Source organism: Streptomyces griseosporeus (assembly GCF_014656055.1).
Taxonomy (GTDB): Bacteria; Actinomycetota; Actinomycetes; order Streptomycetales; family Streptomycetaceae; genus Streptomyces; species Streptomyces griseosporeus.
Window position 1 is genome coordinate 126,387 of the sequence record NZ_BNBR01000008.1, and the last position, 11,495, is coordinate 137,881.

11 protein-coding genes are annotated in these 11,495 nt (G+C 72.2%); 3 read left to right on the top strand and 8 right to left on the bottom strand.

Annotation, left to right across the window (positions count from 1 at the left end):
• Window positions 1-17 precede the first annotated feature (17 nt).
• Window positions 18-791, top strand: a complete 774-nt coding sequence (locus tag IE308_RS31920) for an SDR family NAD(P)-dependent oxidoreductase (RefSeq protein ID WP_110629866.1) — start codon at window positions 18-20, stop codon at window positions 789-791.
• 85 nt (window positions 792-876) lie between these two features.
• Window positions 877-1,569, top strand: coding sequence for an ester cyclase (locus IE308_RS31925; RefSeq protein WP_190220576.1), 693 nt, complete (start codon window positions 877-879; stop codon window positions 1,567-1,569).
• Window positions 1,570-1,634: 65 nt separating this feature from the next.
• Here IE308_RS31925 and groL read toward each other — a convergent pair whose 3' ends face one another.
• The 4 genes from groL to IE308_RS31945 form a co-directional block, all read right to left on the bottom strand.
• Window positions 1,635-3,260 (bottom strand): chaperonin GroEL, encoded by a 1,626-nt coding sequence (gene groL / locus IE308_RS31930; protein ID WP_110629864.1) that lies wholly within the window; start codon window positions 3,258-3,260, stop codon window positions 1,635-1,637.
• 122 nt (window positions 3,261-3,382) lie between these two features.
• On the bottom strand, window positions 3,383-3,691 hold the full coding sequence (gene groES, locus IE308_RS31935; RefSeq protein WP_014178834.1) for a co-chaperone GroES: 309 nt from the start codon (window positions 3,689-3,691) through the stop codon (window positions 3,383-3,385).
• Window positions 3,692-4,000: 309 nt separating this feature from the next.
• On the bottom strand, window positions 4,001-4,750 hold the full coding sequence (locus IE308_RS31940; protein WP_110629863.1) for a polysaccharide deacetylase family protein: 750 nt from the start codon (window positions 4,748-4,750) through the stop codon (window positions 4,001-4,003).
• Window positions 4,747-5,730: a polysaccharide deacetylase family protein gene (locus IE308_RS31945; protein WP_190220577.1), complete on the bottom strand. Its 984-nt coding sequence runs from the start codon at window positions 5,728-5,730 to the stop codon at window positions 4,747-4,749. The genes IE308_RS31940 and IE308_RS31945 overlap by 4 nt, the downstream gene beginning before the upstream one ends.
• A 91-nt stretch (window positions 5,731-5,821) precedes the next feature.
• Here IE308_RS31945 and IE308_RS31950 point away from each other — a divergent pair, with 91 nt between their 5' ends.
• A complete protein-coding gene (locus IE308_RS31950) occupies window positions 5,822-6,997 on the top strand; it encodes a class I SAM-dependent methyltransferase (RefSeq protein ID WP_190220578.1) in 1,176 nt (391 codons plus the stop codon).
• A 15-nt stretch (window positions 6,998-7,012) separates the two neighbouring features.
• On the opposite strand, the gene IE308_RS31955 is transcribed toward IE308_RS31950, so the two are convergent.
• The 4 genes from IE308_RS31955 to IE308_RS31970 form a co-directional block, all read right to left on the bottom strand.
• Complete coding sequence (locus tag IE308_RS31955) at window positions 7,013-8,305, bottom strand: RNA polymerase sigma factor (protein WP_190220579.1); 1,293 nt, start codon at window positions 8,303-8,305, stop codon at window positions 7,013-7,015.
• Between the two features lie 43 nt (window positions 8,306-8,348).
• Complete coding sequence (locus tag IE308_RS31960; protein WP_110629859.1) at window positions 8,349-8,702, bottom strand: YciI family protein; 354 nt, start codon at window positions 8,700-8,702, stop codon at window positions 8,349-8,351.
• Between the two features lie 154 nt (window positions 8,703-8,856).
• Entirely contained in the window at window positions 8,857-10,227 is a 1,371-nt protein-coding gene (locus tag IE308_RS31965) for a glycoside hydrolase family 10 protein (protein ID WP_190220580.1), read from the bottom strand.
• An 83-nt stretch (window positions 10,228-10,310) separates the two neighbouring features.
• Window positions 10,311-11,366 carry a LacI family DNA-binding transcriptional regulator gene (locus IE308_RS31970; protein ID WP_110629857.1) on the bottom strand — a complete coding sequence of 352 codons (1,056 nt, stop codon included), beginning with the start codon at window positions 11,364-11,366 and terminating at the stop codon, window positions 10,311-10,313.
• Window positions 11,367-11,495 lie beyond the last annotated feature (129 nt).

The window sequence follows — 11,495 nt, forward strand, 5'->3', positions numbered from 1 at the left end:
GCACCTACGCTTGGCCCATGACAACGGCTCTGATTACGGGATCGACCGCGGGGATCGGTGCCGCGTTCGCGCGGCGGCTGGCGGCGGACGGACACGACCTGGTGCTGGTGGCACGGGACACCGCCCGGCTGCGCGAGCAGGCGACCGAGCTGCACGACCGGCACGGCATCGAGGCGGAGGTCCTCACGGCCGACCTCGCCGAGGACAAGGGCATCGAGGCGGTGGCCGAACGGGTCGGCGACCGCCGCAACCCCGTCGACCTGCTGGTGAACAACGCCGGCTTCGGCAACAAGGGCCGCTATCTGGACGTGTCCATGGCCGACGAGCTGCGGATGCTGAAGGTGCACTGCGAGGCGGTGCTCCGGCTGACGTCGGCGGCGGCGGAGGCGATGCGCGAGCGCGGCCGGGGCGGTGTGGTGAACGTGGCGTCGGTCGCCGCGTTCGTGCCGCGCGGCACGTACGGCGCCTCCAAGGCGTGGGTCGTGCAGTTCACCCAGGGCGCGGCGAAGGACCTGGCCGGGAGCGGCGTCCGTCTGATGGCGCTGTGCCCGGGCTTCGTGCGCACGGAGTTCCACCAGCGGGCCGGCATGGGCACGGACAACATCCCCGGCTGGATGTGGCTGGACGCGGACAAGCTGGTGGCGTCGGCCCTCGCCGACCTCGCGCGGGGCAAGACCCTCTCCATCCCGGACCCCCGCTACAAGGTGCTGATGGGCGCGGCGAAGCTGGTGCCGCGGGGCATGCTGGGCGGGATCACCTCGAAGACGGGCCGCAAGTACGGGCCGCGGTAGCGGACAGGTGGCCCGGCGCCTCCGGTGGGAAAATGGACCGGGCGGATGACCGGAAACCCACGGGGGACCGGAAGGCGGCGGCACCATGACCTTCGTACAGCTCATCGACTGCAGGACCAGCCGGCTCGACGAGATGAACCGGCTGATGGACGCGTGGGTCGAGGCGACCCGCGGCAAGCGCACGGCGACGCACGCGCTGGTCGGCAAGGACCGCTCGGACGCCGCACATGTGATCGAGATCGTGGAGTTCCCGTCGTACGAGGAGGCGATGCGGAACTCGAACCTGCCCGAGACGGACAAGATCTTCCGGGAGATGGTCGCGCTCTGCGACGAGATGCCGACCTTCACGGACCTCGACGTGGTCCGCGACGAACAGCTGAACCTGCTCGCGGCTCGGACGTTCTTCGCGGCGATGGGCTCGATGGAACCGGACCGCATCGGCGAGCACGTCACGGACGACTACGTCGACCACGACCCGTCCTATCCGCACCCGGTACAGGGCGTGGCCGCGGTGCGCGACCAGTACGCGGGCTGGCGTGCGGCCTTCGACTTCGGCTTCCGCGTGGACGACCAGATCGCGCAGGACGACCGGGTGTGCACGCGCTGGATGTGGCTGGGCCGCCACAAGGGCGAGTACCTGGGCATCCCGGCGAGCGGCCAGGAGGTGTCCATGGAGGGCACGACCTGGCAGCGCTTCCGGGACGGCCGGATCTGCGAGGGCTGGTGGAGCTACGACCGCGCGGGCCTGATGGAGCAGTTGGGGGTACTCGGCGAGTGACACCCGCGAAGGGGGAAGGCCCCGGCACCTGAACGGTGCCGGGGCCTTCCTGCGAGCGCGTGGGCTCAGTGAGCGTGGCCGTGGCCGTGACCGGCGGCGGCGGGCTCCTCCTCTTCCTTCTTCTCGACGACCAGGGTCTCGGTCGTGAGCAGCAGGGAGGCGATGGAGGCGGCGTTCTCCAGGGCGGAGCGGGTGACCTTGACCGGGTCGATGACGCCGGCCTTGACCAGGTCGCCGTACTCGCCGGTGGCGGCGTTGAAGCCCTGGCCCTTGTCGAGCTCGGCGACCTTGGAGGTGATGACGTAGCCCTCCAGGCCGGCGTTCTCGGCGATCCAGCGCAGCGGCTCGACGACCGCGCGGCGGACGACGGAGACACCGGTGGCCTCGTCGCCGGTCTTGCCGAGGCCGCCGTCCAGCACCTTCGCGGCGTGGACGAGCGCGGAGCCACCACCGGAGACGATGCCCTCCTCGACCGCGGCGCGGGTCGCGGAGATGGCGTCCTCCAGACGGTGCTTCTTCTCCTTCAGCTCCACCTCGGTGGCGGCGCCGACCTTGATCACGCACACGCCGCCGGCCAGCTTCGCGAGGCGCTCCTGGAGCTTCTCGCGGTCCCAGTCGGAGTCCGTGTTCTCGATCTCGGCCTTGATCTGCGCGACGCGGCCCTGGACGTCCTCGGACTTGCCGGCGCCGTCGACGATCGTGGTGTCGTCCTTGGTGACGGTGACGCGGCGGGCGGAGCCGAGCACGTCGATGCCGACCTGGTCGAGCTTGAGGCCGACCTCCTCGGAGATGACGGTGGCGCCGGTGAGGACGGCCATGTCCTGCAGCATCGCCTTGCGGCGGTCACCGAAGCCGGGCGCCTTGACGGCGACGGCGTTGAAGGTGCCGCGGATCTTGTTCACGACGAGGGTGGACAGGGCCTCGCCCTCGACGTCCTCGGCGATGATCAGCAGCGGCTTGGAGGAGCCGGCCTGGATGACCTTCTCCAGCAGCGGCAGCAGGTCGGCGATCGCGGAGATCTTGCCCTGGTTGATGAGGATGTACGGGTCCTCCAGGACGGCCTCCATGCGCTCCTGGTCCGTCACGAAGTACGGCGACAGGTAGCCCTTGTCGAAGGCCATGCCCTCGGTGAAGTCCAGCTCCAGACCGAAGGTGTTGGACTCCTCGACGGTGATGACACCGTCCTTGCCGACCTTGTCCATCGCCTCGGCGATCAGCTCGCCGACCTGCTGGTCCTGGGCGGACAGCGCGGCGACGGCGGCGATGTCGGACTTCTCGTCGATCGGGCGGGCCGAGGCGAGCAGGTCCTCCGACACGGCCTTGACGGCGGCGTCGATGCCCTTCTTCAGGGCGGCCGGGGAGGCGCCGGCGGCGACGTTCTTCAGACCCTCGCGGACGAGCGCCTGGGCCAGCACGGTGGCGGTGGTCGTACCGTCACCCGCGATGTCGTTGGTCTTGGTCGCCACCTCCTTCACCAGCTGGGCGCCGAGGTTCTCGTACGGGTCCTCGATCTCCACCTCACGGGCGATGGTCACGCCGTCGTTGGTGATGGTCGGGGCGCCGAACTTCTTGTCGATGACGACGTTGCGGCCCTTGGGGCCGATCGTCACCTTGACCGTGTCGGCCAGCTTGTTGACGCCGCGCTCGAGGGCGCGACGGGCGTCCTCGTCGAACTTCAGGATCTTCGCCATGACAGCGGGAGCCCTCTCCGAAAGTCTGTGGGTGAAAACAACTGCGCCCCGGGCGCCCGGCTTGTTATCGGGCGCGGGGGCCGGGGGCGCAGCTCAAAAGCAAAACTTCGGGTGAAGTGTGCTTACTTCTCGATGATCGCGAGGACGTCGCGGGCCGAGAGGACGAGGTACTCCTCGCCGTTGTACTTCACCTCGGTACCGCCGTACTTGCTGTAGAGCACGACGTCGCCGACGGAGACGTCGAGCGGAAGGCGGTTGCCGTCCTCGAAGCGGCCCGGGCCCACGGCCAGGACGACGCCCTCCTGGGGCTTCTCCTTGGCGGTGTCCGGAATGACCAGGCCAGAGGCCGTGGTCTGCTCGGCGTCCAGCGGCTGGACCACGATGCGGTCCTCGAGCGGCTTGATGGCAACCTTGGAGCTGGCGGTCGTCACGATCCGACCTCCCCCTTCGGAGATCTCACGGGGTTAACTGTCTGAGGTGGCGACCAGGTCGATCCGTCGTCGCGGGTGCCGGACCTGCCCGTCGCGTTGTTGGCACTCTCCTGGGGGGAGTGCCAGAGCCGAGACTATGACCGCGATTAGCACTCGGTCAAGCGGAGTGCCAATTGCCGTGCGGCGCGGCGCGGGACGGGGGGTGAGAATCGCGGCCGCGCCGCCGCAGCCACCCACGGGCAGAAACGGGCCGCCGCAGGCATTCAGGGGCGCGGGGAACTGCGCGGGCAACCACCCACCCACCCGCGGCTACACGTAGTCCTCCAGGCGGGCCACCCGAAGCCCCCGCCCCCTGACCTCCTCCAGCAGCCGCGCCGTCCGTTCCCGCAGCGGCGTCCCCGTCGTCTCGTCCGGGTCCACCGCCACGATGTCCCCCGGCAGCAGGCGATGCGCGCCACGGGCGTACGACAGACCCCCGTCGCCGTCCACCGACACCCGCCACAGCACCACCGCCGAGATCCCGCAGCCCCCCGCCGCCCGCAGCGTCGTCGCGTCGTACGTGCCGTACGGCGGGCGGAACAACCGCGGCCGCACCCCGAAGCGCGCCCGCAGCTTCTCCTGCTGGCCGCAGATCTCCGCCCGCTGCCCGGCGTACGGCAGCCCCCGCAGCGCCGAGTGGTCCAGCGTGTGGTTCTCGATGCTCGCCCCCACCGCGCGCAGCCGCGCGAAGTGCCCGTACCCCGGCCCCACCACACTGTCCGTGAGGAACATCGCCACCGGCAGCCGCAGCTCGCGCACCATGTCCACGAAGCGCGGGTCCCGCTCGACCCCGTCGTCGTAGGTCAGGAAGACCACCCGCTCCCGGGTGCGCACCCGGTCGACGACCCGGGGCAGCGCCGGCGCCCGCGGCCCCGCCGCGGGAACCGGCCCCTGCGACCGCACCCGCTCCGCCGCCTTCTTCCCCAGCCTCTCGATGGGATCCACCGACTGCGCGCACCCCGCCAGCGGCACCAGCGCGACCAGCGCCAGCAGCGCGGCCGCGAGCCCCCTCGCTCTCACAGGTAGTCCTCCAGGCGTGCCACGGCGTACCCCTTGTCCGTCACCTTCTTCAGGAACCGGCGGATCATGTCGGGCATCGTGCCCTTCCAGTCGTCCCGCCCCCGGAAGTGGCTGAGGACGATGTCGCCGGGGTGGAGGTCCTGGTCCCACTCGCGGTACTCCCAGTGGTCGACGAAGACCTCCTCGTCCCAGAGTGGGGCGTACTTGATCCCGCAGGCCTTCGCGGCACGCAGCGTGTCCTGGTTGTAGTTCCCGTACGGCGGCCGGAAGAGGGTCGGACGCCGGCCGTAGCGCTTCTCGATCACGTCCTGCATGCCGCAGATCTCGCGCTTCTGCTCGGCGTAGGACAGCCCGGGCAGATAGGGGTGGTGGAGGGTGTGGTTGTTCAGGACGACCCCGGTGTCCTGCATCTTCCGGAAGTAGCCGTAGTCGTCCTTGACGAGGTAGTTGCTGAGGAACGCCGAGTAGGGGATCTTCAGGTCCCTCATCATCCGCAGGAACGCCGGGTCCTTCTCGGCGCCGTCGTCGATCGTGAGGAAGACGATCTTCTTCTTGGTCGGGATCGTCGTGAAGACGGGCGGCAGCCCCAGCTCCTCGTGGTCGTCGACCTCGAAGCCGTCCCGGGTGGTGATCCGCGGCTTCTTCGCGGGCGGCGCCGGGGCGACGAGCGGCACCCGGTCCAGCCCCCACCGCTTGGCGGCGGCGACCCGCGCGGCCTTCGCGGCCTTCTCGGCCGTCCCGGCGCCCAGCAGCTCGGCGTGCGCCCCCGCGGCCGGCGGCGCGGACGACGACTGCTGCTGCCCCAAGGCCGGCCGCACGTCCGCGTCGGACCCACCGCCCTGCACACAGCCGGAGGCGAGCGCGGCGGCGACCAGCAGCCCGAGCCCGCCCCGCACCGCACCCCGCGGACGCCGGCCCGGTCCCCGCCCGCGCCACCCGACAGCCGCCCCATTTTCATCGTTTTGTACGACTACTCGCATGGCGCCGGATCCTCGCAGCCCACTGCCCCCGACCCGCCCCGGCCGCGCCGCCGAACGGCACACCATCCACCGACTGGCCCACAATGACCCGGTGAACGACCTCGAACGCCTCCTCTCCCCCGAAGGCCGCGCCCTCCTCGACGAGGTCCGCGGCACCGACCCGGCCGACGAACTCGCCGTCGCCACACGGCTGCGCCGCAGCCACCCGGCCGAGCTGGTGTCCGCGGCGCTCGGCCAGGCGCGGCTGCGGCAGCGGGCGGTGGCGAAGTTCGGGGCGCAGGACGCGGGGCGGATGTTCTTCACCCCGAACGGGGTCGAGCAGGCGACGCGGGCGAGCGTGGCCGCGTACCGGGCCCGGCGGTTCGCCGCACTCGGCGTGACCTCCGTCGCCGACCTGTGCTGCGGCATCGGCGGCGACGCGATCGCGCTGGCCCGGGCCGGCATCCGGGTGCTGGCCGTCGACCGGGATCCGCTGACCGCCGCGACGGCCCGGGCCAACGCCGAGGCGCTGGGCCTCGCCGGTCTGATCGAGGTGCGGGAGGCGGACGTCACGGAGGTGGACACGGCCGCGTACGACGCCGTGTTCGCCGACCCGGCCCGGCGCGGCGGGCGCGGCCGGATCTTCGACCCGGAGGCCTACTCACCGCCGCTGTCCTGGGCGGTGGAGGCGGCCCGCAAGCGCCCGTACGCCGCGCTGAAGGTGGCGCCGGGCATCCCGCACGAGGCGGTGCCCGACGACGCGGAGGCCGAGTGGATCTCGGACGGCGGGGACGTGAAGGAGGCGGTGCTGTGGTTCGGCACGGACCGGCCGGGCACCGTACGGGCCACGCTGCTGCCGGGTCCGCACACCCTCCCCGGCCGCGGCCTGCCCGACCCGCCGGTGCGCCCGGTGGGCCGGTACCTGTACGAGCCCGACGGTGCCGTCATCCGCGCCCATCTGGTGGCCGAGGTGGCCGAGCAGGTCGGCGGCGGGCTGCTGGACGCGACGATCGCGTACGTCACCGCGGACGAGCTGCACGCGACGCCGTACGCCCACGCCTATGAGATCACCGACCGGCTCCCCTTCAACGTCAAGAAGCTGAAGGCGCTGCTGCGGGAGCGGGAGGTCGGGGTGCTCACCGTGAAGAAGCGCGGGTCGGCGGTCGAGCCGGAGGAACTGCGCCGCAAGGTGCTGCCGAAGCAGCACGGCCCGCACGCGGTGACGGTCTTCCTCACCCGCGTGGCCGGCGCACCGACCATGCTGCTCGGGCACCCGGCGTCGGGCTGATCCGAAAGACAGGCCCTAGCCGCACTCCTCCGCCCGCCGCAGCAGCAGTTCCCGTTCCCGCTCGTTCGCCGTCAGAGCCGCCGCCCGCTCGAACTCCGCCCGCGCCTCGGCCGTACGGCCCAGCCGCAGCAGCAGGTCGCCGCGGACGCTGGGCAGGAGGTGGTAGTCGCCCAGCCGGTCGGCGACGGCGTCAACGAGGTCCAGCGCGGGGCCGGGTCCCTCGGCCATGGACACCGCCACCGCCCGGTTCAGCTCCACGACCGGCGACGGGGAGCGGGCGGCCAGCAGGCCGTACAGGGCGGCGATGGCGGACCAGTCGGTCTCCTCGTAGGTGTACGCGCGCGCGTGGCAGGCGGCGATGGCGGCCTGGAGGGCGTACGGGCCGGGCGCGCCCGTGGCCAGCGCGTCGGCGCGTTCCAGGGCGGCGACGCCGCGGGCGATGAGCATGCGGTTCCAGCGGCTGCGGTTCTGGTCGCGGAGCAGGACGGGCGTGCCGTCGGGGCCGGTGCGGGCGGCGGTGCGGGAGGCCTGGAACTCCAGCAGCGCGGCCAGGCCGTGCACCTCGGGTTCCTTCGGCATCAGCTGGGCGAGCTGGCGGGCGAGCCGCAGCGCGTCCTCGCACAGCGCCGGGCGCAGCCAGTCGTCGCCGGCGGTGGCCGCGTATCCCTCGTTGAAGACCAGGTAGATGACGTCGAGGACGGAGCCGAGGCGGGCGGCGCGGTCGGGGCCGTAGGGCACCTCGAAGGGGACCTTCTTCGCGGCGAGGGTGCGTTTCGCACGGACGATGCGCTGCGCGACCGTCGCCTCGGGCACGAGGAAGGCGCGGGCGATCTCGCCGGTGGTGAGGCCGCCGAGGAGGCGCAGGGTGAGGGCGATCCGGGCGTCGGCGGACAGCACCGGGTGGCAGGCGGTGAAGACGAGCCGGAGCAGGTCGTCGTCGATGGCGTCGGGGTCGGCGACGTCCTCGGGCGGGACGCTGTCGGGCAGGTCGCGGCCGATCTCCTGGAGCTTGCGGGCGTGGTTCTCGCGGCGCCGGATCAGGTCGACGGCGCGGCGCCGGGCTGTGGTCGTCAGCCAGGCGCCCGGGTTGTCGGGCACCCCGTCGCGGGGCCACTGCTCCAGCGCGGCGACCAGGGCGTCCTGGGCCAGCTCCTCGGCGACGCCGATGTCCCGCACGAGCCGGGCGGCCGCGGCGATGACGCGCGGCGACTCCAGCCGGAAGACGGTCTCGATGGCGCGGTGTGTCTCGGCGGCGGCGGGCTGCTCGCCGGCTGCGGGATCGGGGCCGGCGGTGGGCTGCGGTGTCACAGCCCACCATCAGACACCCGTGCGGCCGTACGGCCAAGCAGGCTCAGCCCTCCATGACCTCGCGCAGCTCACACGTCACGGTCCACTCCGGCTCGTGGATCCGCAGGAACCGCTGGGTCCACTCCAGGGCCTCGGCCTTGTCCTTGGCCTGCATGAGCGCGTACCCGCCGATGACCTCCTTGGTCTCGGTGAAGGGCCCGTCGGTGACGGAGATCTGCCCGCCCTCGTAGTGCACGCGGCTGCCCTGCGCGCTGGGGGTGAGCCCGGCGGTGTCGAGGAGGACGCCGGCCTTGGTCATCTCCTCGATCAGCTCGCCCATCCGCTGCATGAGGGCGTCGCTGGGGCCGCCGGGGTTGTCGTTCTCGTCGATGCGGATGAGGGAGAGGTAGCGCGGCATGGTGACTCCTCGGTGGTCCACGGGCCGGGTCCGTCCCGGCCTCTCACTCCTGCGTCGACCGGCGGACGGCCGGATCGACACAGGAGCGGGAAATCTCCGAAGATTTTTTCCGGCCCTGGATGGCCGCGACCGGGCGGCCCTCCTCGGACGGCCCTCAGCCCAGCGTCACCACCGGCACCGGGTTCTCCCCGCTGCCGCTCCACGCGGCGTTGAAGCCGAACGTCACCGAGCCCCCGTCGGGAACCGTCCCGTTGTACGAGGCGCTGGAACAGGTGACGGCCGCCCCCGTCTGCGCACAGGTCGCGTTCCACGCCTGGCTGATCCGCTGGCCCGCCCCGAAGGTCCAGCTCGCCTTCCAGTTCGCCAGCGCCGCCCCGGAGCAGGAGATCCGCACCTGCCCGGTGAAGCCGGTGTTCCACTGGTTGACGACGCTGTACGAGGCGGTGCACGCGCCGGCCGGAGGCGTGCCCCCGTCGCCGCTGCCGCCGAGCGCCTTCGCGATGCCGTAGTAGGCGGGCTTGGGCCGGTAGTTCTCGTCGTACGGCGTCGCCGCGCCGTAGCCTTGGAAGACGTCCGGGATCCAGGAGTCGGAGTCGGTGAAGCCCCAGACGGTGACGCCGGCGCAGCGGGTGACGGCGGCGCAGGCGGCCACCACGGCCTGGTAGTCGGCCTTCTGCTGGGCGAGCTTGGTGGTGTCCGCGGGCAGCTGCATGCGGATGTCCAGCTCGGTGAGGGCGACGTCCACGCCGAGGTCGGCGAAGCGCTGGATGTTCTGCTGGAGCGTGGAGGGCACCTGACCGAGGATCAGATGGGCCTGGAGGCCGACGCCGTCGATCGGGACGCCGCGCTCCTTCAGCGACTTGACCAGGTTGTACAGGGCGGTGCTCTTCGCGTTCACGCCCTCGACGTTGTAGTCGTTGATGTAGAGCTTCGCGGCCGGGTCGGCGGCGCGGGCGTCGGTGAGGGCGCGGGCGATGTAGTCGGTGCCGAGGCCGTTGTACCAGAGGGTCTGCCGGTAGGTGCCGTCCTCGTTGAAGGGCTCGTTGACGACGTCCCAGGCGGCGAGGCGGCCCTTGTAGCGGCCGACCTCGGTGGCGATGTGGTCGTCGAGGAGCTGCCCGAGCTGAGCGGCGGTCCAGCTGCCGTTGGCGAGCCAGCCGGGGTTCTGGCTGTGCCAGACCAGGGTGTGGCCGCGCACCTGCTGGCCGTGGGCCTCGGCGAAGTCGACGATCTGGTCGGCCTCGGCCCAGTTGTAGGTGCCGCGGGTCGGCTCGACCGACTCCCACTTCATGGCGTTGCCGGGGGTGAGGGAGGAGAACTCGCGGGCGGCGGTGTCGCCGTAGGTGCCGGTGAGCTTGGAGCCGGTGACGGCCGTGCCGATGACCTTGCCCTGGGCCGCGGCGAGGTCGCGCAGCGGCGGGTCGGCGGCGTGGGCGGCGGGCGCGGCGAGGGTCAGCGCGGCGGCGGCGCCGGCGGCCAGGGCGGTCAGGCGGGCGGTTGAGGACAGCGCTCTGGAGGTTCTCATGGGCGGGTGCCTCCGAAAGATTCGGTCGTTCCACCGATTGGCTGCGGCAGAGTGTGGAGGCGCCCGTCCCACCCGTCAATACGTCAACTTCCGGCCACGGGTGCCCCGGTGCTCGCCCGCACCACCAGGCTCGTCGCCAGTTCCACGCGGGTGGCCACCGGCGCCTCGTCGCCCCGGCCCAGTTCGAGGACGAGCCGGGCCGCCGCCTCGGCCATCTCGGTCAGCGGCTGCCGTACGGTCGTCAGCGGCGGGCCCACCCAACGGGCCACCGGCAGGTCGTCGAAGCCGACCACGCTCAGGTCCTCGGGGATGCGCAGCCCCAGTTCGCGCGCGGCCTCGTACAGGCCGAGCGCCTGGAGGTCGTTGCCGGCGAAGACGGCGGTGGGCCGGTCGGGCAGGCTGAGCAGTTCGCGGCCGAGGCGGTAGCCGGCGTCGTGGTGGAAGTCGCCGGTGCGGACCAGGTCGGGGTCGACCGGCAGTCCGGCGGTCTCCAGGGCGGCGCGGTAGCCGTCGACGCGGGCCCGGCTGCACATCATCCGCTGCGGGCCGCTGATCGCGGCGATCCTGCGGTGGCCGAGGTCGACCAGGTGCCGGGTGGCGGCGAGACCACCCTGCCAGTTGGTGGCTCCGATGGACGGCACGTCGGCGCCCGGGTCGCCGGCCGGGTCCATCACCACGAACGGGATGGAGCGGCTGGTCAGCAGCGCCCGCTGGGACTCGTCGAGGTCGGACAGGACGAGGATGACGCCGTGCGGGCGGCGGGCGGCGACCTGGTCGGCCCAGGTGCGGCCGGGGGTGAGCCGGCCCGCGCTCTCGCTGAGGACGACGCTGAGCCCGGCGTCGCGGGCCACGTTCTCCACGCCCCGGATGACCTCCATCGCCCAGGCGCTCTCCAGCTCGTGGAAGACGAGGTCGATCAGCGGCGAGCGGCTGGCCTCGGCGCGGCGGCGCCGGTAGCCGTGGGCGCGCAGCAGCTCCTCGACACGGCTGCGGGTCGCCGGGGCGACGTCGGCGCGGCCGTTGAGGACCTTCGAAACAGTCGGGGCCGAGACACCGGCCTCACGGGCGATCTCGGCGAGGGTGGCGGTCTGGCTGGACCGCCCCCGGTGCGGGGTTTCGGCGGAGTCCGGAGCTGTCATGGCGGCGATCGTATCCTCGGCGGGCCGACGGACGAACCCCTTGGGGCGCATCGATCTTCCGGAAGATTCGCGCGGGCTCCCGAAATATTCGAGCGATTCGGATAATCGGCCCCCGCTCCGGCCACCTTG

What these genes read in the sequence shown, in the direction of transcription:
- IE308_RS31920 (WP_110629866.1), top strand. Translation starts at nt 18, where the DNA reads ATGACAACGGCTCTGATTACGGGATCGACCGCGGGGATCGGTGCCGCG.
- IE308_RS31925 (WP_190220576.1), top strand. Translation starts at nt 877, where the DNA reads ATGACCTTCGTACAGCTCATCGACTGCAGGACCAGCCGGCTCGACGAG.
- groL (WP_110629864.1), bottom strand. Translation starts at nt 3,260, where the DNA reads ATGGCGAAGATCCTGAAGTTCGACGAGGACGCCCGTCGCGCCCTCGAG.
- IE308_RS31945 (WP_190220577.1), bottom strand. Translation starts at nt 5,730, where the DNA reads ATGCGAGTAGTCGTACAAAACGATGAAAATGGGGCGGCTGTCGGGTGG.
- IE308_RS31960 (WP_110629859.1), bottom strand. Translation starts at nt 8,702, where the DNA reads ATGCCGCGCTACCTCTCCCTCATCCGCATCGACGAGAACGACAACCCC.
- IE308_RS31965 (WP_190220580.1), bottom strand. Translation starts at nt 10,227, where the DNA reads ATGAGAACCTCCAGAGCGCTGTCCTCAACCGCCCGCCTGACCGCCCTG.
- IE308_RS31970 (WP_110629857.1), bottom strand. Translation starts at nt 11,366, where the DNA reads ATGACAGCTCCGGACTCCGCCGAAACCCCGCACCGGGGGCGGTCCAGC.